Below are 23612 nucleotides of genomic sequence, written 5' to 3'. Positions count from 1 at the left end.
ACTTTAAGCCTTGCGTTGAACCACTTTGCCGAACAGACCTTGCGGGCGCACCAGCAGGATCAGGAACAGCAGGCCGAAAGCCACCGCGTCGCGCATGGTGGAGCCGATGTAAGCCACCGACAGCACCTCGGCGAAGCCCAGGAAGAGACCGCCCAGCATGGCGCCGCGGATGTCGCCCATGCCGCCCAGGATGATGACCGCGATGCCCTTGTGCAGCATCGGCTGGCCCATCAGCGGGAACAGCGCGTTCGAGTACAGCCCGATCAGCACGCCGGCCACGCCGCCCAGGGCGGCTGCGGCGAACGAGGTCGTGACGAACAGCTTCTCGACGTTGATGCCCAGCAGCCAGGCGGCCTTGGGCGATTCGGCGATGGCGCGCAGCGCGCGGCCGAACTGCGTGCGGCGCATGACGTACATCAGCACGGCCATCAGCGCGAACGACAGGAAGATGATGCCCAGCTCGATGACGGTCAGGTGCAGGCCGGCGACTTCGATCACTTCCTCGGGCACGGTGCCGTGCGGGAAGCGCAGGTTGCTGGCACCGAAGATGCCTTGGGCGCCGTTATTCAGGATGATGCCCACGCCTATGGTGGCGATCATGGGGATCAGGTGGGGCGCGTTGCGCTTGCGCAGCGGCTTGAGCACCAGGTAGTCGATGATGACCCCGGTAAAGCCGGCGACGAAGAACGCGACCATCAGCGCGCCCCACAGGGGCAGGCCGAATTGCTGCACGACGAACAGTGCCGCGTAGGCGCCAACCATGAAAACGGCGCCATGCGCCAGGTTGATCACCCCGAGCACGCCGAAGATCAGCGTGAAGCCCAGCGCGAACAGTGCATACACACAGCCCAGCGACAAGGCATTGACGAATTGTTGTTCGAACATGATGGGACTTTCCAGATCTATGAGGGCCTCCACGCCGTGCCCGCAGCGTGGCCTTGCTGCCCCCGGAAGGGCCTTTTTTTATCTTGGGACGGCCCTGCGACAAAAAGCGCCTTGCGAACGGCGGCGACACCGTCCGCAAGGCGCATCCCCCCGCGCGGGGATGCGTACTGCTTACTTCTCGATGACGTACTTGCCGTCCTTGGTCACGCTGACGATCGGCGCCTGGTCGGCGTCGTAGCCGGCCGGCTTGCCGGCGCGGTCGTTGGCCTGGCGGAACTTGAACGGGCCGGTGGCACCGGTCCAGGTCACGGCCGGCAGGGCATCGCGCAGGGCTGCGCGGTCCTTGGCCAGTTCGCCGGTGATCTTGGTGTTCTTCAGCGCCTGGGCCACGATGTACATGGCGTCATACGACTGCGCCGCGAACTGGTCGGGAGCGTTGCTGAACTTGGCCTTGTAGGCGTCGATGAACTTGATGTTCTCCGGCGCCTTGTTCTCGATCGACCACGGGCTGCCGATCCACAGGTTGTTCGACGCGCCGCCGGGGGCCAGGTCGAAAATCTTGACCGAGTTCATGCCGTTGCCGCCGATGACGGGCACGTTCAGGCCCAGCTGGCGGGCCTGCACCATGATCGGGGCGCCTTCGGCCAGCAGTGCGGACAGCACGATGGCGTCGGGGTTGGTGCCCTTGATCTTGGTCAGCTGGGCCTTGAAGTCCACGTCGCCCTTGGCGAACGTTTCGGTCGTCGTGACCGGGATCTTCTGGTCTTCCAGGGCCTTCTTGAAGTTGTCGTAGCCGCTCTTGGTGAAGACGTCGTCGTTGCCGTAGAGCACCGCCACGTTCTTCAGGCCGGTCTTGGCCTTCACGGTGGAGATGGTGGCCGGCAGCACGTCGGCTTCGGTGACCGAGTTGCGGAACACGTAGTTGCCGATGGACGTGATGCCGTCGGCGGTGTTGGACGTGCCGAAGGCGACCGTCTTGGCGGCCTGGGCGATCGGGTCGGCGGCTTGGGCCGAGTTCGACAGCGTGGGGCCGAAGACCATCAGGACGTTGTCCTTGAAGATCAGTTTCTTGAAGACGTTGATCGCTTCTTCTTTCTTGCCTTGCTCGTCCTCGACCACCAGCACGAGCTTGTTGCCGTTGATGCCGCCCGCGGCGTTGATTTCGTCGGCCGCCAGCTGGAAGCCATTGCGGATCGACACGCCGTATTGGGCGGCGCCGCCGGACAGGGCTTCTGCCACGCCCAGCTTGATGTCGGCTGCGTGGGCAGCCGGGACGATACCGGCAGCGATCAGCGCGGCCAGCAGCTTCTTGGTCTTGGATTGCATGGTTGATACCACCCTAAAGTCTGTCTCGGAATATTGGTAGTCCGGGCTGTTGTAATCCTGCCGGATTGACGTCGGATGCCGCCTAAAGGCGCCAAGTTTGCGCGTCAAGACCCGGGATATTACTCCTTTGTATCAGGCCGAAACTCGAATGCCGTTCAACAAAAGCCTGAAAACCGCCCATTTTTTTGTAAAAAATGTGGGGTTACTAGCAAAAACCCTACTCCTTGCCGAATGCCATTCGGCATCCGGAACCGCCTAGCTCCTGGCCGACAGCGCCACGCCCAGATACTGGCCGTAAGCGCTCTCGGTCAGGCGGAACCACGGCATCTCGCTGTCGCGAAAGCCCATGTAACTATCGTGCATCGCCTTGAATCTGGGGTCTTTCGCGCTCAAGTCCTTGTAGACCTGCTGCGTCGTCTCGAACGCCACATCCATGATGGAACGCGGAAATGTGCGGATTTGCGCGCCATTTGCCGTCAATTGGGCCAGCGCCCGCGGGTTGCGGGCGTCGTAGCGGGCGGTCATGGAGGCGTGGGCGGCCTGGGCCGCGGCTTCCACCAGCGCCTGGTAATTCTTGGGCAGCTTGTTCCACGCATCGTCATTGATATAGAGCGAGAGCTGCTCGCCGCCCGCCCACCAGCCGGGTGCGTAGTAATACTTAGCAACCTTATTCAGCCCGAGCTTGTCGTCGTCATAGGCGCCCGCCCCCGCCACCGCCTGCAGGCCGTCCTTTTCGAAGGCCTCGGCCAGCTTGGCCAATTCCGCCTGCTGCGGCGCCACGCCCATGCGGGCCAGCACGTCGCCGGCCAGGCCGTCCACGCGCATCTTCAGGTCTTTCAGGTCGCCCGCGCGCTTGATTTCCTTGGCGTACCAGCCACCCATCTGGGCGCCGGTATTGCCCAGCGGGAAGTTGATGATTTTTTCGGGCTTGAAGAGCTCGCGGGTCAGGCGCAGGCCCTCGCCCTCGGTCATCCAGGCATTCATCTGGCGCGCGTTCAGGCCGAACGGCACGGCCGCATCGAAGCAGAAGACGGGATTCTTGGCGTAGTAGGCGCGGGAGGACACGTGGCCGCATTCCACCTTGCCGGTGGACACGGCTTCCATCAGGCCCGCGGCGGCGACGATCTCGCCGTCGGGGAAGTGGCGGATGTTGAATTTGCCGCCGGTGGATTCCGACACGAACTTGCAGAAGCTCTCGGCCGCGCCGACGCGCAGGTCCAGGGCGCTGGGAAAACCGGAGGAAAGGCGCCAGCTGAGCGACGGCATGTCCTGCGCGAACGCGGGCGCGCCGACGGCGGCTCCCGTTGCGACGGCGCCAAGACCGGCATGCTTCAAGAATGAACGTCGTTGCATCTCTTTGCTCCTTTACAGCAACACCTGGGACTTCGAGCAATACCCGCCGGATATTACACGCAGGCAGGGGCCGGAATCGCTAGAGGAATTCCCGAGCAGGTAAGGGATTGCAAAGACAGGGAACGCGCAAGCGGGGCCGCGCAGGCCGCCGCTTGCGGGAACGGCGGGATCAGGTCCCGGCGATGGCCATCTGCTCGATCAGGATCGAGCCGGTGGTCTTGGTGCCGCGCGAGATGGTGTCCGCGCCGACCGCGACGATCTGCTGGAACATGTCCGCCAGGTTGCCGGCAATGGTGATTTCCTGCACCGCGTGCTGGATCTTGCCGTTTTCCACCCAGTAGCCGAACGCGCCGCGCGAGTAGTCGCCCGTGACGTAGTTGACGCCCTGGCCGATCAGTTCGGTGACGAGAAAGCCCGTGCCCAGCTTCTTGAGCATGGCTTCGAAGTTGTCGCCGCGCTTGGTCAGCGTGGAGCTGAACACCAGGTTGTGCGAGCCGCCGGCGTTGCCGGTGGTGGCCATGCCCAGCTTGCGGGCCGTGTAGGAAGACAGGAAATAGCCTTCCAGCACGCCGGCCGACACCACACTGCGGCGGCGGGTGCGCACGCCTTCGTCGTCAAAGGGCGAACTGCCCATGGCGCCGGGAATGTGCGGATCTTCTGAAAGGTTGATGTGCTTGGGGAAAATCGGCTTGCCCAGCGAGTCCAGCAGAAAGCTGGCCTTGCGGTACAGCGCGCCGCCATTGGCGGCCTGGGTCAGCGCGCCGACCAGCCCCAGCGCCAGCGGCGCCTCGAACAGGACCGGGAACTTGCCGGTGCGGATGCGGCGGGCCGACAGGCGCGACAGCGTGCGTTCAGCGGCGTAGCGGCCAATGGCCTCGGGCGAGGCCAGCTTGGCAGGATCGCGCTCGGACGAGTACCAGTAGTCGCGCTGCATGCCGTTGCCGCGGCCCGCGATGGGCGCCACGGACAGGCTGTGGCGGGAATACGGGTAGCCGCCAAGAAAGCCGCGCGTGTTGCCCATCACGAACTGGCCTTCGTAGGTGCCCACGGTGGCGCCATCGGTGTTGGTGATGCGCGGATCGACATCGCGGGCGGCGCGCTCGGCGCGCAGCGCCAGCTCGGCCGCTTCCTCGGTGGACACGCTCCAGGCGCGGTGCAGGTCCAGGTCGGGGAATTCGGTGGCCAGTTGATCGGCGTCGGGCAGGCCGGCGGCCGGATCGGCGGCGGTGTGGCGGGCGATGTGCCAGGCGGCTTCCACCGTCTGGCGCAGCGCCGCTTCGGAAAAGTCGGAGGTCGAGGCGGAGCCGCGGCTCTGGCCGGCATAGACCGTGAGGTCCAGCGAGCGGTCGCGCGTCTGCTCAACGGTTTCGATGTCGTTCTTGCGTACCGAGACCGACAGGCCCAGGCTTTCCGAGACTTCCGCGGCGGCGTCGGAGGCGCCGATCTGGCGCGCGTAGGCGAGGGTTTGTTCGACGAGTTCGGAGAAACGCGCGTGATTCGCCGCCAGCGGCAAGGATGAGGAGGTTTTAACCATTGCAGTCCAATTTGCAGAGACGGTTATCATAGCCAAGTCTGTCATTGCGCAGTTTTCCATGAATTCCCATCCTGAAGAAGAATCCGTCGACGACGGTTACGACGAGAACGGCTACGACCGTCCCAGCAAGTCCCAGGTCAAGCGTGAAATGCACGCCCTGCTGGACCTGGGCAAGCAGCTGATCGACCTGTCCCCCGAACGTCTCAAGCAATTGCCGCTGGCCGAGCGCCTCTATGAGGCCATCCGCACGGCGCAACGCACCACCGGCCGCGAGGGCCGGCGCCGCCAGGTCCACTTCGTGGGCAAGCTGATGCGCGACGCCCCCGCGGACGAGATCCGCGCCCAGCTCGACGTCTGGGAGAACGGCTCGCGCGAGGAAACCGCCTCCATGCACCGGCTGGAGGCGCTGCGCGACCGCCTGCTGGACGACGACGACGTCCTGACCGGCCTGCTGGCCAACAACCCGCAAGCGGACGGGCAGCAATTGCGCACCCTGATCCGCGCCGCCCGCAAGGAAAGGCTGGGCAACGCCTCGCTGCTGCAAGGCCAGGAGCCGCAAAAGAAGCATTACCGCGCGCTGTTCCAGGCCTTGAAGACCCTCACCCTCTGATTTTCACCGCCCGCCGTCCATGAACGCACCGACCGAACTGCTCGATTGCATCGAGATCGAAACCGCCCCCAATCCCACGCATGCCGTGATCTGGCTGCACGGCCTGGGCGCCGACGGCAACGATTTCGCGCCCATCGTCCCGGAATTGGACCTGCCTGAGGGTGCCGCCGTCCGTTTCGTGTTTCCGAACGCGCCGGTGCAGCGCGTGACGATCAACAACGGCATGGCGATGCGCTCGTGGTACGACATCCTGGTGATGGATCTGGTGCGGGTGGAGGACGCCCGCGGCATCCGCGCCTCGGAAGCCGCCATCCACAAACTGATCGCGCGCGAGAACGCCCGCGGCATCCCGACCTCCCGCATCGTGCTGGCCGGGTTCTCGCAAGGCTGTGCCATGACCCTGCATACGGGCATCCGCCTGCCGGAAAAGCTGGCCGGCATGATGGGGCTGTCGGGCTATCTGCCGCTGCTGGATACGGCCGAGGCCGAGCGCAACAGCGCGAACAACGCCACCCCGATCTTCCTGGCCCATGGCGAATACGACCCCGTGGTGTCGCTGCCGCGCGCCCAGGCCTCGCTGACTGAACTGCAGACCCTGGGCTACGACGTGCGCTGGCACACCTATCCGATGCCGCACTCGGTGTGCGCCAAGGAAGTGGCCGACATCTCGGCATTCCTGAGAGAAATCCTGGTCTAGGCCCGCTGCGGCGCCGGGACGAAGACGGGCTGCGCGCAATGCGCGGCCCGTGTTCCTTTGGCCGATAGGCGCGGGGCTTTCCCGGCCCTACGATGGGCGGGACGCTGCGGCGCCCTTAAACTTCATTCTGTATACCAAGTGGTATTCAAGCCCCAAATTGTCAGGGGCCAAACCCGGCGCGTCCATAGAGAAAAACGCCAATCGTAAAATGCTTGTAGCCGATTTGTATTGAATATAGTATTCGATCCAAGCCTTACCGGCCCGGGCAAACCGTTCGGGCTTCCCTGTTGTTGCAGTCGATCCATCCCATTGGCCGTGTTGCGCCGGGTTTCGGCGTGGCATTCAAGACGCAGGAGAAAGTCCGTGAAGACCTTGCCATTGCCCCGTCTGGCAGGCGCGGCGCTGCTCGCGCTGATCGCCCCCCTGGCCGCCCAGGCCGAAGCCCTGAATCCCCCCGTGAAGGTCCGCTACGAAGAGGTGGTGCGCTCCATCCTCTACGTGCCCAAGTATGTCGCGCTGTCGCAGGGCTACTTCAAGGACGCCGGGCTGGACGTGTCCATGAAGACCTCGCAAGGCACGGACAAGGGCATGACCGCCCTGCTGTCCGGCAGCGCCGACATCGTGCTGATCGGGCCCGAGGCGTCCATCTATGTGCAGAACAGCGAATCGCCGGTCAAGCCGAAGATCTTCGCCGGCCTGACGGCCACCGACGGCTTTTTCCTGCTGGCGCGCAAGCCGGTCGAGAAATTCGACTGGTCCATGCTCAAGGGCAAGGAGGTGATCGGCTTTCGCCCCGGCTCCAACCCCATCGTTTTCCTGGAAACGGCGCTGCGCAAGCACGGCCTGGATCCGCAAAAGGACGTGAAGCTGCTGAACAACATCGGCATCCCGGCGCGCGCCGGGGCCTGGATGGCTGGCCAGGGCGAGTACGGCATCTTCCTGGAGCCGGAGGCCGGCGAACTGGTGCGCAACGGCAAGGGCCACATCGTGGCCTCGGTGGGCCATGAGGTAGGCCAGGTCGACTACACGGTCTTCACCGCCACCGACAAGTACATCCGCGACAATCCCAAGGTCATCCAGGCCTGGACCGATGTGGTGGCGCGCGCCGAGAAGTACGTGAAGGACACGCCCGCGGCCACCCTGGCCCCGCAGATCATGACCTTCTTTCCCGGCATGGACCAGGGCGCGGTGGCGGAAGCCATCGACCGCTACAAGCAGTACCAGATCTGGAAGACGTCGCCGCTGGTGACGGCGCAGGCGATGGCGCAGCTGCAGGACATGCTCGTCGCCAGCGCGGTCATGAAGGAAAGCGCCCGCGTGAAGTACGAGGACGTGGTGGTGACCGATTTCGCCAAGAAGGCCCAATGATGGGAGCCGCCGTCCACAACCTGAAGCCGGCCGCGGCCACCGCGAAGATCGAGCTGCGCGACGTCTGCCTGTCGTACTTCACGCCGGAAGGCGAGACCGAGGCGCTGTCGAACGTGTCGTTCACGCTGGCGCCGGGCGAATTCGTCAGCCTGATCGGGCAAAGCGGCTGTGGCAAGAGCACGCTGCTGTCGCTGATCGCCGGCCTGATCCCGCCCACCTCGGGCGCGGTGATGGTCGATGGCCAGACCGTGAACAAGCCCAATGCGCGCATCGGCTACATGCTGCAGCAGGACTACCTGTTCGAGTGGCGCACCATCCTGGACAACGTGATGCTGGGCGCCGAGATCCAGGGCAGGCGCGATGCGCGCAGCGAGGCGCGCGCCGTGCACCTGCTTGAAAAATGCGGGCTGGGCGCGTTCCTGTCGCACACGCCGCGCCAATTGTCCGGCGGCATGCGCCAGCGCGCGGCGCTGGCGCGCACGCTGGTGACCGAGCCCGACGTGATCCTGCTGGACGAGCCGTTCTCGGCGCTGGATTCGCAGACCCGGCTGGCGATCTCCGACGAGGTCGTCGATATCTTGCGGCGCGAGGGCAAGACCGTGGTGCTGGTCACGCACGACATCGGCGAGGCCATCGCCATGACGGACCGCGTGATCGTGCTGTCGCGCCGGCCCGGACGGCTCAAGAGCCAATACCGCATCCACTATGGCGACGGGCAGCGGCCCACGCCCTTCCAGGCGCGCTCGCGGCCGGAATTCAATGTCTACTTCAAACAGCTGTGGGACGAGCTGGACGTCCATGTGGAGGGCTGAACCATGAACGCGCCGATTGCCAACACCGTCCCGCTGCGCGCCGTGCCCGGCCCCAGCGACAAATACCTGGACTACCTGCGCCGCGACCGTGCGCGCCGCCGCAACATCCGCGTGGCCCAGGCGCTGCTGCTGGTGGTGTTCCTGTGCGCCTGGGAAATCCTGCCGCGCATGCACGTCCTGAATCCGCTCCTGACCAGCTACCCCAGCGCGCTGTGGCCCACCTTCATCGAACTCTGGAACCACGGCAGCCTGGGCAAGCACATCATGACCACCTTGTCGGCCACGCTCGTCGGCTTCACGCTGAGCATGGCGATCGGCATCGTGGTGGCCGCCGCGCTGTGGTGGTCCGACTTTCTCTACAAGGTGCTGGATCCGTTCCTGGTGGTCGCCAACGCCATGCCCAAGATCGCCTTCGTGCCGATCTTCTACCTGTGGCTGGGTTCGGACTACGCGGTGTACGGCATGGCCGTGGCCATCGCCGTGTTCGTGACCATCATGGTGGTGTATGCGGGCTTCCGGGGAATCGACCTGAACAAGGTGAAGCTCGCCCACACCTTCGGCGCCAGCCGCTGGCAGGTGCTGACCAAGGTGGTGCTGCCGGGCAGCGTGCCCACGCTGATCGCGGCCGTGAAGATGAACATCGGCCTGGCGCTGGTCGGGGTCATCGTGGGCGAGTTCCAGTCGGCGGATTCGGGCCTGGGCTTCCTGATCATGAACGGCAGCCAGGTGTTCAAGCTGAACATCGTCATGACCGCCATCGCGATGCTGGCGCTGATCTCCAGCGTCATGTATCTGGTCATCTACCGCATCGAAGCCGCCGTGGCGCGGCGCTACGGATAAGGAGACAGCATGGAATTCCCGCAATGGGTGAAGGATCGCGTCGTGGCCCGCCAGGGCTGCCTGCATCCGTATGACGAACTGCCCGCCGCCCGCACCGCGGTGGTCGTGGTGGACATGCAGCAGTACTTCACGCTGCCGGGCTACCAGGGCGAATGCGCGCCGGCGCGCGAGATCATCGCCCCCATCAACCGCCTGTGCGACGCGGTGCGCGACGCGGGCGGCGTGGTCGTCTGGGTGCAGACGGCGTCCGACAACGCCGATGTGTTCTGGTCGCACCATCACGGCGTGATGCTGACACCGGAACGCAGCGCCCGGCGCCTGGAAACGCTGCGCCGCGATTCGCCGGGCTTCGCGCTGCACCCGGACCTGCATGCGCGCGACACGGACCTGCGCGTGGTCAAGCGTTTCTACAGCGCGATGGCGCCCGGCTCGTCCGAGCTTGAGCCGCTCTTGCGCGGACTGGGCGTGGACACGCTGCTGATCGCCGGCACGGTCACCAACGTGTGCTGCGAATCCACCGCGCGCGACGCGATGATGCGGGACTTCCGCAGCATCATGGTGGACGACGCGCTGGCCGCGGTCACGCCCGCCGAGCACGAAAACGCCCTGCACGGCTGGATGCTGTTCTTCGGCGACGTGCTGTCGGTGGACGAGGCCACCGCGCGGCTCAAGCCCGCGCAGCCGGCCCGCAAAACCGCCTGAACGGGCCGGCCGCCCGGAGGATCAGGCCAGGTTCAGCCAGACCCTGCGCATGGTCGGGTCTTCCGGGTCCGCGTCGTTGGTGAAGCCCAGGCTGGTCATCAGCGCCAGCATGGGACGGTTGGTCGACAGCACCAGGCCGTCGATGTATTCCAGCCCCTGCTCGCGCGCGGCGTCGATCAGCGCCGTCATCAGCTGGCGGCCCAGGCCGCGCCGCTGCCAGTCGTCGCCGATCACCAGCGCGTACTCCGCGCCGCGGCCGTCCGGATTGCGCAGGTAGTGCGCAAAACCCACCAGCACCTCGCGCGGATGCCCGCGGTTGGCCGGATTGGGCACCTGGGTGGCCGCCACGAGGGCGAGCTCCCGGTGATAGTCCACCTGGGTGTAGCGCGACACCATGCGCGGCGTCAGCTCGCGCATCATGGACACGAACCGCATGTAGCGGGACCGTTCCGACAGGCCGCGGATGAATTCCTGCAGGGCCTCGCCGTCTTCGGGGCGGATCGGCCGCAGCACCCAGGGAATGCCGTCGTCAAACCGGCGCACCTGCACCAGCCGCGCCGGATAGGGGTGGATCGCCATGTGCGGATAGCCCGCCGTCTGCGGCGATTCGCAGCCCGGCGTCTCGGTCAGCGTCATGCGCAGGCCGCCGGCGCGCAGATGGGTTTCGCCCGCGTAGAGGGGATCGATGTCCAGGGATTCGATGTCGGGCAGTTCCGACACCAGCTCGGACACCAGCACCAGCGCCTGCTGCAGCGCTTCGGCGGCCATGTGGCCGATGCGCGGCGCCAGCACGCGCCGCCACAGCCGGCTGCGTTCGATCAGCTGGCGCGCGAGGTAGCCATTGAGCGGCGGCAAGTCCATGCCGCGATCCGCCAGCGACAGCACCGCGTCCGGCCCGCCCGCGCCAAAGCGGATGACGGGGCCGAACTGCGGGTCGCGCCGCACGCGGATCGCCATGGGACGGGATTCGGCGTCGGCGGACACCGCGCCCGCCGGCCTGTCGCTCAGAGGCACGTAGAACAGGGCCAGCAGGGTGCGGATTTCTGAGGTGTTCAGTTCGCGCCGACAATCGGCGCGCACCCGGGCCACGATCTCGCGGGCCGCGGCCAGGTCCGGCACGTGGCCGGCGGGGTCGGGCGGCTGCGTCTGCAGCAGCAGTTGCTGGTTGTAGTGGTGAGACGCCAGCACGCCGAAGGCGTCCGCGGCCGATTCGGGCGTGCGGAACGCCGAGGTGCCCGCATCGTCCAGCATGCGCCGCAGCGGCCGCATGCCTGCGTCGCCCATGAAGCAAGTCACCACCGGCTTCTTGGCGCTGGGCGCGATCTGCGCCAGCTCGCGCGCCACGGCCGGCATGTCGGCCAGCGCATCGGGCGCCAGCAGCACCAGCACGCCGTCCACCCCGGCGTCGTCCAGCACGGACTCCAGGATGGCGCGGATGCGGTCGGGGGTCATCGGCAGGTAGGTGATGACCGGGTTGGCGATGGCCGCGTCCGGCTCCAGCATCGCGGCCAGCGCGCGCTGGGTGGCGGGCGCCAGTTCCGCGCGCAGCACGGCGGCGTCGGGGCCGATCAGGTCCATGGCCAGTTGCGGAGGCCCGCTGCCGTTGGAGATCAGCGCCACGCGGCGGCCCTTGGGGCGGCGCGTGTAGCCCAGCACCTTCACCGCCGAGAAGAGCTGCACGAAATAGCGCACGCGGACCGCGCCCGCGCGGCGCAGGGCGGCGTCGAAGATGGCGTCGCCGCTGTCGGTGTCCGAACGGCCCGCCTTCAGCACGATGACGGGCTTGATGCTGGCCGCGGCCCGCAGGGTGCTCATGAATTCGCGGGCGGGGCCCACGTCTTCCAGGTACAGCACGATGCTGTCCGTGCGCGGATCGCTGGCCAGGAAGTCCAGCACCTTCGCCAGGCCCACCACCGCCTCGTCGCCCAGCGACACGGCGGTGGAAAAGCCGATATGCACGTCTTCGGCCCAGTCCATGACGGCGGCCATGATGGAGCGCGACTGCGCCAGCAGCGCCACGCGGCCCGCGCGCGCCAGCACCGGATGCTGGCTGAAGTTCAGGCCGGCATGGGGCCGCTGAGCGCCGAACGAGCGCGGGCCCAGCAGTTCGCAGCGGTTTTCCTCGGCCCAGGCCCGGCACAGCGCCAGCGTGCCGCGCGGATACGGATCGGGCAATTCGTGGGGCAGGAGGATCACGGAGCGGGGCGACAGGGACGCCAGGCGGCGCAGCGTTTCCGGCAGGACCGCGGGCGACACGCAAACCAGGGCCAGATCGGGCCGCTCGCCCGGCGCCAGGCCCTGCAGGACGTCGGGCAGCTCGGGCGCGGCGCCGACTTCAGTGGTGAGGACCGTGGTTTTCGCCTTGAGCGCGGGCGACAGGGAGCCCGCCGCCGGCAGGGGCCGGTCGGCCACGATCACCAGCGAGCTGGGTTCGAACATGGGCGCAAGAGCGTGTCGCAGCATGGTAAGGGCGGGCCAGGGCCTGTTTGCACTAATCTAAAATACTGTTCATCGTAACAAGACAACCCCGCCGTCCGCTTGATGTGGACACTGCCTGACGCCGTTTTGTGGCGCCGCAGCCGCTATCATTGCCACCTATGACCTCCAACGCCTCCTCCCCCATTCGTACCCGTTTCGCGCCTTCGCCCACGGGCTTCCTGCATCTGGGCGGCGCGCGCACCGCGCTGTTCTCCTGGGCCTTCGCGCGCCACCACCAAGGCACCTTCGTGCTGCGCATCGAAGACACGGACGTTGAACGCTCCACGCCGGAAGCGGTGCAGGCCATCCTGGACAGCATGGACTGGCTGGGCATGCAGCCCGACGAAGGCCCCTTCTACCAGATGCAGCGCATGGACCGCTACCGCGAAGTGGTCGCGCAGATGCTGGCCGCCGGCACCGCCTACCACTGCTACAGCTCGCCCGAGGAAGTGGAAGCCATGCGCGAGGCCGCCCGCGCCCGCGGCGACAAGCCTCGCTACGACGGCACCTGGCGCCCCGAAGCCGGCAAGACGCTGCCCGCCATCCCCGAAGGCCGCAAGCCCGTCGTGCGCTTCAAGAACCCCCAGGAAGGCGCCACCGCCTGGAACGACATGGTCAAGGGCACGATCAGCTTCGACAACACCGAACTCGACGACCTGATCATCGCGCGCCCGGACGGCACGCCCACCTACAACTTCTGCGTCGTGGTCGACGACTGGGACATGGGCATCACCCACGTCCTGCGCGGCGACGACCACGTCAACAACACCCCGCGCCAGATCAACATCCTGCGCGCCCTGGGCGCCGCGCTGCCGGAATACGGCCACGTGCCGATGATCCTGGGCCCGGACGGCGAAAAGCTGTCCAAGCGCCACGGCGCGGTCAATGTCATGGAGTACGACAACGAGGGCTACCTGCCCGAGGCCATGATCAACTACCTGGCCCGCCTGGGCTGGAGCCACGGCGACGACGAACTCTTCACGCGCGAGCAGCTCGTGTCCTGGTTCGACACCAAGCACCTGTCCAAGTCGGCCTCGCAGTGGGATCCCAAGAAGCTGAACTGGGTCAACGCCCACTACATCAAGCAGATGGACAACGCCGAACTGGCCGAGCGCGTGGCGCCCCGCGTGGCGAACCGCGGCGGCCACCCGGAAAAGATCGACCTGCCTGGCGTCATGGGCCTCTTGAAGGACCGCGCCGAAACGCTGGAACAGCTGGCCGACGGCGCCATGCTCTTCTGCGCCGAGTTCAAGGGCGCGCCGGCCGAGCTGGCCGAACAGCACCTGACCGCGCCCGCCCGCGAAGCGCTGGCTGACTTCGCCCAGCGCGCCCAAGGCGCCGACTGGACCCGCGAGGCCCTGTCGGCCCTGATCAAGGCCGTGCTGGCCGACCGCGGCCTGAAGATGCCGCAACTGGCCATCCCGCTGCGCGTTGCCGTCACCGGCCAGACCCAGACGCCCGCCGTGGACGCGGTGCTGGCGCTGCTGGGCAAGGAGACCGTGCTCAAGCGCCTGACCGCCATCTAAGCCTTGAAATGACCGCGAAGGCCTTGCTCGTCACCGGATGAGCAAGGCCTTCGGTGTTTTCGGCCCGGCGCCCTGCCCTTGCGCCGGCCGACGCGGCTCACGCCTGCTGAATCGCCGCCCGCGCCTTCAGCGCCCGGGCAAAGAAGGCGCCCAGCAGCGGCAGCAGCACGGCCGAACCGCCGAACAGCGCCGCCGCGCCGATCTCATCGACCACCGCGCCCGCCAGGGCCACGCCGGCCGCCTGCCCCATGAACAGGCAGGACGCGAACCAGGCCACCGCGGTACCGCGCGCCGACGGCACCATCTGCGTCGCATTGGTTTGCAGGGTCGCATGCAGCAGGTAGTAGCCGAAGCCGGCCAGCACGCTGGCGAGCAGGCTCCACATCCAGACCGGCCCCAGCAGGTACGACAGGAACGCCACGCCCAGCACCAGCCCGCCGGCAATCGCCAGGCCGCGCTCGCCCAGGCGCTTGAGGATGCGTCCGGCCACCACCGTGTAGGCCAGTCCGCCCACGGCGTAGACAGCCACCAGCGCGCCGGCGGCGGTCAGCGAGATATCGAAGCGCTCATGCAGATACGAAGGCGCGAAGGCCAGGGCGCCGAACACCAGCAGGCCTTCGACGAATACGGTCGCCAGCACCACGCGCGCCCACGGCGTGCCCAGCACCAGCCGGGCCTGCGCCACGAAGCCCTGCCTGACCGCGTTGGGATCGACCTGGGCAAAGCCCGCCGCCCGCTGGCGCCGCACTTCCAGGTGCAGCAGCACGCCCACGATCAGATAGCCGGCGACCAGCGCCACGAAGGCCCAGCGCCAGCCCACGGTGTCCGCGAACAGGCCGCCGGCCAGTTGCCCCGCCGACATGCCCAGAATCGTGCCGGTCAGGAAACGCGCCAGGGTCGCCTGCCGGCGTTCGTAGGGAACGTTGTCGCCGATCCAGGCCATGGACAGCGGCACGATGCCCGCGCCGGCGGCGCCCGACAGGACGCGGAAGAACACCAGCGCGTCCAGCGATTCGGCCATCACCGCGCCCGCGCTGCCCAGCGCGCACGCCACCGTGGCCACGCTGACGACGCGGTACTTGCCGTAGCGGTCGCCCATCGGGCCAAAGAACATCTGCAGCACGCCGTAGGCCACGGCAAACGCCGTCACCGCCCGCGCGGCCTGGCCGGTGGTGGTGCCGAATTCCGCCGCGAGCTGCGGCAACATGGGATCACAGATACGGAAGGCGCTGGCGCTGACGAAGGCAGCCAGGGCAAGCAGCGCGATCGCGCGTGCTTCAGAGGACATGGCGGGCATGGGAAACAGGCGGCGAGGCGAAAGTCGAAGCCCGCACCTTACCGCAGCCCGGCCATCTTGGCGAAACCGCCGGGCGAAGTGTCCGCCCGGCGCAACGGTCAGTAGGACAGGCGGTAGCCCGCGGGCATGCGCCGCGCGGTCAGGACAGATCCGCTGTTCTTCAGTTCGCGCAGCGTCAGCCTGGCCTGCTCGACCTTTTCAACGCGATAGCGGTTCAGGTAGATGGGATCGTTGGCGTCCACCGGTTCACCGGCGGATTTGGTGGTCCGCATCGTATAGACGCCGTCCGCCACGCTCCAGCAGCCGGTCTCGCGCAAGGCGGGACGCGTCTTGCGGCCGATCTTCAGCAGGGTTTCGTAGGACATCGTGCCGTCGGCCGACAGCACGATCAGCGACTGCATATCGCCGCTGACGTCGCGCGGCCGCGAGTTCGACAACCAGGTGCCGATCATCGGGTCGCCGGCCTTCGCGGGCACGCAGGCCACAGGCTTGGGCGGCTCCGCGGGCTGGGCCTCGGTGATGGTGGCGGGCTTCCTGGCGGCGCAACCGGCCAGGATAAGAACGGCGCAGGCGATGCCGGCCGAACGCAAGTACACACTGCTCATGACTTCCTCAACACGTCTGTCGACGCGCCGCGCCGATCACACCGGCACGTCCCTCGCGCAGCAAACATCACGCACTCTAAAGAGCCGCCAGGGAAGAATCAACGCCGATCCGCGCCGTGTGCAATTGCGCAACAGTGTTGCCCGGGCGACGCCCCGCATACGGCCGGAAACCGCAAAAATGCGTTGGTTTCAAGCGACACTGCGCCGCTGGCGATGCATGGGTCCTCTATATATAGAGGACGCGCGCCTTTCCTCTATAGCGGCAGGCGCTGCTCGTGCTTGATCTCGCGCAGCGCCACGATGGTGCGAGTCTGGCGGATGCCCGGCATGTTGAACAGGAACCGGTGCAGGAAACGGTCATAGGCCTCGGGGCTTTCCACCAGGATCTTCAAGAGGAAGTCCGAATCCCCGGTGACCGCATAGCACTCCAGGATCTCGGGCGCGTCGCGCACCGAGCGCTCGAAATTCTCGACCGTATTGGCGGAATGCCGCTCCAGGCTGATCTGCGCGAACATGCAGCCCAGCCCCACCTTGCTGCGGTCCACCTGCGCGCTGTAGCCCTGGATCACCCCGCTGGCTTCCAGCGCCTTCACCCGCCGCCACACCGGCGCGGCCGACAGGCCGACCTTCTCCGACAGCTGCTGCGCCGAAGCCCGGCCGTCCTCCTGCAAGGCCTTGAGGATGCCGATATCGGTCTTGTCCATCGCTAAGTCTCCTGGTTTTTGTCGGGAACGAAATGTTCATTGCGAATTATAGGGATAGCACGATCCAAAAACGCAATAAACCTGATCCCTCGCGAACCTATCATGGTGCGAAATACCAGGAGCATTCAATATGGACGGTACGCCCGCCGCCGACCCCCAGCTGGACCTCGAATACCAGCTAGCCGACAACCTCACCCGGGAGTCCGGCCGCATCTTCATGACCGGCACCCAGGCCCTGGTCCGCATCATGCTGACCCAGCGCCGCGTCGACCGCGAACGCGGCCTGAACACCGCCGGCTTCGTGTCGGGGTATCGCGGCTCGCCGCTGGGCGGCGTGGACATGGCCTTGTGGAAGGCGCAAAAGGCGCTGGACGCCAACCAGATCACCTTCCTGCCCGGCATCAATGAAGACATGGCGGCCACGGCCGTCATGGGCACCCAGCAGGCCGGCCTGCGCGCGGACCGCAACGTCGATGGCGTATTCGCCATGTGGTACGGCAAGGGTCCCGGCGTCGACCGCGCCGGGGACGCGCTGCATCACGGCAACGCCGCGGGCGCATCGCGCAACGGCGGCGTGCTGGTGGTGGTGGGCGACGACCACACGGCGGTCTCGTCGTCGATCCCGCACGCCAGCGAGGCCTCCCTGATCGGCTGGCAGATGCCCATCGTGCATCCCACGTCGATCGACGAGTACGAGACCTTCGCGCTGTGGGGCTGGGCCCTGTCGCGCTATTCGGGCACCTGGGTCGCGTTCAAGGCCGTATCCGAGACCATCGAAAGCGGACACTCGTTCACGCCCGCCCCAATCCAGTCCTACGACATGCCGGCGGATCCGGACATGCCGCCCGAGTCGCTGGAGTATTCGGCGCGCGATTTCCTGTCGCTGGCCGTCGAGGCGCGCATGAGCCTGCGCATGAAGGCGGTCGCCGCGTTTGCCCGCCGCCACAGCATCGACAAGCTGACCTGTCCCGCGCCCAAGGCCGCCGTGGGCATCGTGACGGTGGGCAAGGCGCACCTGGACACCATGGAAGCGCTGTCGCGCCTGGGCGTGGACACCGTCACGGCCAACGCGCCCGTGCGCATCTACAAGCCCGGCCTGACCTGGCCGCTGGACGCCGGCCGCCTGCTGGAATTTGCGCGTGGGCTGTCGCACATCCTCGTGATCGAGGAAAAAGGCGCGGTCGTCGAAAGCCAGATCAAGGACATGCTGTTCAACCTGCCGGACCGTCCATCGGTCACCGGCAAAAAGGGTTTCGACGGCGAACCGATGGTGCCGTCGGCGGGCCAGCTGCGCCCGTCGCTGCTGGCGCAGCCGCTGGCCGGCTGGCTCTCCCGCGCGGCCGGGCTGCCGCTGGGCCGCGACCTGTCGGCTTTCGAATGCCAGGCCCCGCTGTCCAACGACGCCGACGGCATGCGCCGCCGCCCCTATTTCTGTTCGGGCTGCCCGCATAGCACGTCGACCAAGGTGCCCGAAGGCAGCCAGGCGCTGTCCGGCGTGGGCTGCCACTACATGGCCGCCTGGATGGACCGCGACACCGGCGGCCTGACGCAGATGGGCGGCGAAGGCGTCGACTGGATCGGCCTGTCGCGCTACACCGAGATGCCCCACATCTTCCAGAACATGGGGGAAGGCACCTACTACCACTCCGGCTACCTCGCCATACGCCAGGCGGTGGCCGCGCGCGCCAACATCACCTACAAGATCCTGTTCAACGACGCCGTCGCGATGACGGGCGGACAGCCCGTGGACGGCCCGATCTCGGTGCCGCAGATCTGCCAGCAACTGCGCGGCGAGAACGTGGCGCGCATCGTCGTCACCAGCGACGAGCCCGAGAAATACCAGGGCGTGGACCTGGGCCCGAACATCAAGGTGCATCACCGCCGCGAACTCGACGCGCTGCAGCGCGAGCTGCGCGAGATCCCCGGCGTGACCGTGCTGATCCATGACCAGACCTGCGCGGCCGAAAAGCGCCGCCGCCGGAAGAAGAACCAGTTCCCGGACCCGGCGCGCCGCATGCTGATCAACAGCGCGGTGTGCGAAGGCTGCGGCGACTGCGGCGTGCAGTCGAACTGCCTGTCCGTCGTGCCGCTGGAAACGCCTTATGGCCGCAAGCGCGCGATCGACCAGTCCAGCTGCAACAAGGACTACTCCTGCGCGGAGGGGTTCTGCCCCAGCTTCGTGTCCGTCATGGGCGGCAAGCCCAGGAAGAGCGCCGCGCCCAAGACCGACCAGGATCGACTGCAGCACCTGATCGGCCAGTTGCCGCAGCCGGCGCTGCCCGCGCTGGACCGCCCCTACCGCCTGCTGGTCGCCGGCATGGGCGGCACCGGCGTCATCACCATCGGCGCCATCGTGTCGATGGCCGCGCACCTGGAAGGCCTGTCGGCCGCGGTGCTGGACCTGACCGGCCTGGCGCAAAAGGGCGGCACCGTCGTCAGCCACATCCGGCTGGCGCCCGCGGGCGCCTCCGCCGGCCCCGTGCGCCTGGACTGGCAGCAGGCCGACGCCGCCATCCTGTGCGACCCGGTGGCCGCCGTGGCGCCGGACTCGCTGGGCGCGCTGCGCCGCGGCCACACGCAGGTCACGGTCAATACCTATGTGGCGCCCGTCTCGGAATTCACGCGCAATCCCGACGCCGCCATGCGCCCGGAAGCGCTGCTGGCCAAGATCCGGCATGCGGCGGGCGAATCGCACACGGCGGCCATCGACGCGCATGAAGCGGCGCTGGCGCTGTTCGGCGACAGCATCCTGTCCAACATGTTCATGCTGGGCTACGCATGGCAGCGCGGCGGCGTGCCGCTGTCGCAAGCCGCCATCAACCGCGCCATCGAACTCAACGGCGTGGCGGTGGCGGCCAATCGCGCCGCATTCGACAGCGGCCGCCTGGCGGCGCACCAGCCCGACGCGCTGGAAGGCGCGCTGCGCCCCCGCGCCCAGGTCGTGCAATTGCACGTGCCCGAGACGTTCGAACGCGCCGTGACGCGCCGGATCGAGGACCTGACGGCCTACCAGGACGCGGCCTATGCCAAGACGTACCAGGACGCGATCGAGGCCGTCGCGGCCCGCGAGCGCGAACTGGCGCCCGAGGCCAAGACCCCGCGGCTGGCGATGGCGGTGGCGCGCGGCCTGTTCAAGCTCATGGCCTACAAGGACGAATATGAAGTGGCGCGGCTCTATGCCGGCGAGTCGTTCCAGGCGCAGTTGAAAGGCCAGTTCGAAGGCGACTACAGCCTGCGCTTCCACATGGCGCCCCCGGTCTTCGCCCGCAAGGACCCGCGCACCGGCGTGCCCCGCAAGATGACGCTGGGCCCGCGCACCATGACCGCCCTGAAATTGCTCACCCATTTCAAGGGCCTGCGCGGCACCTGGTTCGATCCCTTCGGCCACACCGCCGAACGCAAGATGGAACGGGCGCTGATCCAGGAGTATCGTCAGACCATAGACCAACTGCTTGCCGGGTTGACCCGGGACAAGCTCGCTCAAGCGGCTACAATCGCCGCCCTGGCAGAGACCATACGCGGCTTTGGCCACGTCAAGGCCGCAAACGTCGAGAAGTACCGGACGGAATTGGGCCGATTGATGCAAAGCTATACGGCGCCTGCCCCGCGCGACATTCCCCTGCGGAAAACCGCATAAACAGTCGTTCGGAGTGGTCACTGTCCTGGGCGCGCCTTGCTGGGCGCGCCTAGTGCATTTGGTAACAATCTTTTGTGGGATTCGTCTTATCTTCTTCTTGTCCCCGTTAACCTCGATCACTAGAATTAGTGTCCAACGAGGGGTGCTACACTATATGTTGTGGTCGCCTAAGCGCTGATTCCCGTCGGCCACGCCTTTTGGACTAGCCCGTCCAAGCGTTGCGACCCCCCTTAAAAGTCCAATTTCGTACCTGACATGACGTCGTCATGTCGCTATCTACGCGCTTTTTCGCACAGGAGCTTCCATGCAGACTACGATCGCCTCTGTGACCCGGCCTTCGGCCGTGCCGCCCTCGCAAACCGATTCCCCTGCCGACGCCAATGGCGGGCAATGGGCCAGCTACAACATCATCCGCCGCAATGGCTCGGTGGTCGGGTTCGAACCCAGCAAGATCGCCATCGCCATGACCAAGGCCTTCCTGGCCGTCAACGGTGGGCAGGGCGCCGCGTCCGCGCGCGTTCGCGAGCTGGTCGAGACGCTGACCGGCCAGGCCGTCAACGCCCTGGTGCGCAACCGCCCCAACGGCGGCACCTTCCATATTGAAGACATCCAGGACCAGGTCGAACTGGCGCTGATGCGTTCGGGCGAGCATGACGTTGCCCGCGCCTACGTCCTGTACCGCGAAAAGCGCACGCAGGAACGCGCTGCCGCGGCTGCCGCCGAAGGCCAGCAGAAGACTGCCGCAGCCCCGCAGGAACACGTGCTGAACGTGACCGACGCCGGCGTGCGCCGCCCGCTGGACCTGGCCGAACTGCGCGCCACGATCGAAGCCGCCGGCGAAGGCCTGTCCGAATTCATCGACGCCGAAGCCATCCTGAAGGAAACGGTCAAGAACCTGTACGACGGCATCCCCGTCGACGAAGTGTTCAAGTCCGCCATCCTGTCCGCGCGCGCGCTGGTCGAAAAGGACCCGGCCTACAGCCAGGTCACCGCGCGCCTGCTGCTGCACACGATCCGCAAGGAAGTGCTGGGCCGCGAAGTTCCGCAAGCCGACATGGGCGCGCGCTACGCCGAATACTTCCCCAACTTCATCGCCCGCGGCATCGAAGGCGGCCTGCTGTCGCCCGAACTGGCCAGCTATGACCTGGTCAAGCTGGGCCACGCGCTGAACGCCAAGCGCGACCTGCAGTTCGGCTACCTCGGCCTGCAGACCCTGTACGACCGCTACTTCCTGCACATCCGCGGCACCCGCATCGAGCTGCCGCAGGTGTTCTTCATGCGCGTGGCCATGGGCCTGGCGCTGCGCGAGACCGACCGCGAAACGCGCGCCATCGAGTTCTACGAGATCCTGTCCTCGTTCGACTTCATGAGCTCGACGCCCACGCTGTTCAACTCGGGCACGCTGCACTCGCAACTGTCATCGTGCTACCTCACCACCGTCTCCGACGATCTGGAAGGCATCTACGACGCCATCAAGGAAAACGCGCTGCTGGCCAAGTACGCCGGCGGCCTGGGCAACGACTGGACCCCGGTACGCGCGCTGCGCAGCCACATCAAGGGCACCAACGGCGAAAGCCAGGGCGTCGTCCCGTTCCTGAAGGTCGTCAACGACACCGCCGTGGCGGTGAACCAGGGCGGCAAGCGCAAGGGCGCGGTCTGCACGTACCTGGAATCGTGGCACCTGGACATCGAAGAATTCCTGGAACTGCGCAAGAACACCGGCGACGAGCGCCGCCGCACGCACGACATGAACACGGCGAACTGGATTCCCGACCTGTTCATGAAGCGCGTCATGGAAGGCGGCGAGTGGACGCTGTTCTCGCCGTCCGACTGCCCCGACCTGCACGACAAGTACGGCCGCGCCTTCGAAGAAGCCTACGTCGGCTATGAAGCCCGCGTCGCCAGCGGCGAACTGAAGCTCTTCAAGAAGATGCCGGCGCTGACGCTGTGGCGCAAGATGCTGTCGATGCTGTTCGAAACCGGCCACCCGTGGATCACGTTCAAGGATCCTTGCAACATCCGTTCGCCGCAGCAGCACGTGGGCGTCGTTCACAGCTCGAACCTGTGCACCGAGATCACGCTGAACACGAACGAATCCGAAATCGCGGTGTGCAACCTGGGTTCCGTGAACCTGGTCGCGCACATGAAGCCGGCCGCCGGCGGCGGTTTCGAGCTCGACCACGACAAGATCAAGCGCACGGTGAGCATCGCCATGCGCATGCTCGACAACGTGATCGACATCAACTACTACGCCGTCGAGAAGGCCCGCAATTCCAACGCGCGCCATCGTCCGGTGGGCATGGGCATCATGGGCTTCCAGGATTGCCTGCAGATGATGCGCGTGCCGTACGCGTCGCAAGCCGCCGTTGAATTCGCCGATCGTTCGATGGAAGCGGTGTGCTATCACGCCTACTCCGCGTCGAGCCTGCTGGCCGAAGAGCGCGGCCGCTATCAATCGTATGAAGGCTCGCTGTGGTCGCGCGGCATCTTGCCGCAAGACACGTTGAAGATGCTGCGCGATGAACGCGGTGGTCATGTCGACGTCGATGAATCGAGCACGCTCGATTGGGATACGTTGCGCGCGCGCATCAAACAACACGGCATGCGCAACTCCAATTGCATCGCAATCGCCCCAACCGCCACTATTTCCAATATCATTGGCGTATCTGCGTGCATCGAACCCACTTTCCAGAACTTGTACGTCAAATCGAATCTCTCCGGCGAGTTCACGGTCGTAAACGATTACCTCGTGCGTGACCTGAAGAAACTCGGTCTCTGGGACGAAGTCATGGTCGCCGACCTCAAGTACTTCGACGGCAGCCTGTCCCGCATCGATCGCGTACCTTCCGAACTCCGCGAACTCTACGCCACCGCGTTCGAAGTCGAACCGAGCTGGCTGGTTGAATGCGCGTCGCGCCGCCAGAAGTGGATCGATCAGGCCCAGTCGCTGAACATCTACATGGCCGGCGCATCGGGCAAGAAGCTGGACGACACCTACAAGCTGGCTTGGACGCGTGGCCTGAAGACCACGTACTACCTGCGTACCCTTGGCGCCACCAGCGCCGAGAAGTCCACGGGACGCGGCGGCGAATTGAACGCCGTCAACTCGAGTGGCCAATCCACGGCTTCGGCCGTGGCCGCAGCACCTGTTTTGCCGGAACCCGAAGTTCTCGGGGCGGTTTGCACCATGCGGCCGGGCGACCCCGGCTTCGAAGAGTGCGAAGCCTGCCAATAACCG

At 66.4% G+C, this 23612-nt stretch carries 17 protein-coding genes; 9 read left to right on the top strand and 8 right to left on the bottom strand.

Translation table 11 applies throughout. From position 1 onward, the window contains the following. Window positions 1-3 precede the first annotated feature (3 nt). From ACFWP0_RS21985 to pmbA, 4 genes are all read right to left on the bottom strand, one after another. Window positions 4-885, bottom strand: coding sequence for a branched-chain amino acid ABC transporter permease (locus ACFWP0_RS21985; RefSeq protein WP_377845614.1), 882 nt, complete (start codon window positions 883-885; stop codon window positions 4-6). A 171-nt stretch (window positions 886-1056) separates the two neighbouring features. Then, window positions 1057-2211: an ABC transporter substrate-binding protein gene (locus ACFWP0_RS21980; RefSeq protein ID WP_377845612.1), complete on the bottom strand. Its 1155-nt coding sequence runs from the start codon at window positions 2209-2211 to the stop codon at window positions 1057-1059. Between the two features lie 255 nt (window positions 2212-2466). Continuing rightward, complete coding sequence (locus ACFWP0_RS21975) at window positions 2467-3564, bottom strand: TRAP transporter substrate-binding protein (RefSeq protein ID WP_377845610.1); 1098 nt, start codon at window positions 3562-3564, stop codon at window positions 2467-2469. Window positions 3565-3733: 169 nt separating this feature from the next. Continuing rightward, entirely contained in the window at window positions 3734-5098 is a 1365-nt protein-coding gene (gene pmbA / locus ACFWP0_RS21970) for a metalloprotease PmbA (protein WP_377845608.1), read from the bottom strand. A gap of 58 nt (window positions 5099-5156) precedes the next feature. Here pmbA and yjgA point away from each other — a divergent pair, with 58 nt between their 5' ends. The 6 genes from yjgA (at window position 5157) to ACFWP0_RS21940 (ending at window position 10127) form a co-directional block, all read left to right on the top strand. Further along, window positions 5157-5708, top strand: a complete 552-nt coding sequence (gene yjgA, locus ACFWP0_RS21965) for a ribosome biogenesis factor YjgA (RefSeq protein ID WP_377845607.1) — start codon at window positions 5157-5159, stop codon at window positions 5706-5708. A 19-nt stretch (window positions 5709-5727) separates the two neighbouring features. Then, on the top strand, window positions 5728-6405 hold the full coding sequence (locus tag ACFWP0_RS21960; RefSeq protein WP_377845606.1) for an alpha/beta hydrolase: 678 nt from the start codon (window positions 5728-5730) through the stop codon (window positions 6403-6405). 363 nt (window positions 6406-6768) lie between these two features. Beyond that, window positions 6769-7773 (top strand): ABC transporter substrate-binding protein, encoded by a 1005-nt coding sequence (locus ACFWP0_RS21955; RefSeq protein WP_377845604.1) that lies wholly within the window; start codon window positions 6769-6771, stop codon window positions 7771-7773. Then, entirely contained in the window at window positions 7773-8585 is an 813-nt protein-coding gene (locus ACFWP0_RS21950) for an ABC transporter ATP-binding protein (RefSeq protein ID WP_377845906.1), read from the top strand. The genes ACFWP0_RS21955 and ACFWP0_RS21950 overlap by 1 nt, the downstream gene beginning before the upstream one ends. Window positions 8586-8588: 3 nt before the next feature. Continuing rightward, window positions 8589-9425 carry an ABC transporter permease gene (locus ACFWP0_RS21945; protein WP_377845602.1) on the top strand — a complete coding sequence of 279 codons (837 nt, stop codon included), beginning with the start codon at window positions 8589-8591 and terminating at the stop codon, window positions 9423-9425. Between the two features lie 9 nt (window positions 9426-9434). Further along, the gene (locus ACFWP0_RS21940; RefSeq protein WP_377845600.1) at window positions 9435-10127 is read left to right on the top strand and encodes an isochorismatase family protein; all 693 of its coding nucleotides are present in this window, start codon (window positions 9435-9437) and stop codon (window positions 10125-10127) included. Between the two features lie 21 nt (window positions 10128-10148). Here the strand turns inward: ACFWP0_RS21940 and ACFWP0_RS21935 are convergent, their stop codons facing one another. Then, window positions 10149-12590, bottom strand: a complete 2442-nt coding sequence (locus ACFWP0_RS21935) for a GNAT family N-acetyltransferase (RefSeq protein ID WP_377845598.1) — start codon at window positions 12588-12590, stop codon at window positions 10149-10151. A gap of 134 nt (window positions 12591-12724) precedes the next feature. Here ACFWP0_RS21935 and gltX point away from each other — a divergent pair, with 134 nt between their 5' ends. Then, complete coding sequence (gltX, locus tag ACFWP0_RS21930; protein WP_377845596.1) at window positions 12725-14131, top strand: glutamate--tRNA ligase; 1407 nt, start codon at window positions 12725-12727, stop codon at window positions 14129-14131. A gap of 97 nt (window positions 14132-14228) precedes the next feature. On the opposite strand, the gene ACFWP0_RS21925 is transcribed toward gltX, so the two are convergent. The 3 genes from ACFWP0_RS21925 to ACFWP0_RS21915 all read right to left on the bottom strand — a co-directional run bounded on the left by ACFWP0_RS21925 (window position 14229) and on the right by ACFWP0_RS21915 (window position 16737). Then, the gene (locus ACFWP0_RS21925) at window positions 14229-15428 is read right to left on the bottom strand and encodes an MFS transporter (protein WP_377845594.1); all 1200 of its coding nucleotides are present in this window, start codon (window positions 15426-15428) and stop codon (window positions 14229-14231) included. A 98-nt stretch (window positions 15429-15526) separates the two neighbouring features. Further along, window positions 15527-16033 carry a hypothetical protein gene (locus tag ACFWP0_RS21920; protein WP_377845592.1) on the bottom strand — a complete coding sequence of 169 codons (507 nt, stop codon included), beginning with the start codon at window positions 16031-16033 and terminating at the stop codon, window positions 15527-15529. Window positions 16034-16287: 254 nt separating this feature from the next. Next, complete coding sequence (locus ACFWP0_RS21915) at window positions 16288-16737, bottom strand: Lrp/AsnC family transcriptional regulator (protein WP_306938008.1); 450 nt, start codon at window positions 16735-16737, stop codon at window positions 16288-16290. A gap of 130 nt (window positions 16738-16867) precedes the next feature. On the opposite strand from ACFWP0_RS21915, the gene ACFWP0_RS21910 reads away from it, so the two are divergent. Both ACFWP0_RS21910 and ACFWP0_RS21905 read left to right on the top strand, forming a co-directional pair. Beyond that, entirely contained in the window at window positions 16868-20374 is a 3507-nt protein-coding gene (locus tag ACFWP0_RS21910) for an indolepyruvate ferredoxin oxidoreductase family protein (RefSeq protein WP_377845590.1), read from the top strand. A 304-nt stretch (window positions 20375-20678) separates the two neighbouring features. Beyond that, the gene (locus ACFWP0_RS21905) at window positions 20679-23609 is read left to right on the top strand and encodes a ribonucleoside-diphosphate reductase subunit alpha (RefSeq protein ID WP_377845588.1); all 2931 of its coding nucleotides are present in this window, start codon (window positions 20679-20681) and stop codon (window positions 23607-23609) included. Window positions 23610-23612: the final 3 nt, after the last annotated feature.

It is taken from the genome of Achromobacter sp. NPDC058515, assembly GCF_042721735.1.
Classification (GTDB): Bacteria; Pseudomonadota; Gammaproteobacteria; order Burkholderiales; family Burkholderiaceae_B; genus Achromobacter.
Note: the sequence above shows the minus strand (reverse complement) of the source record. Positions and strands in the feature narration are given on the sequence as shown.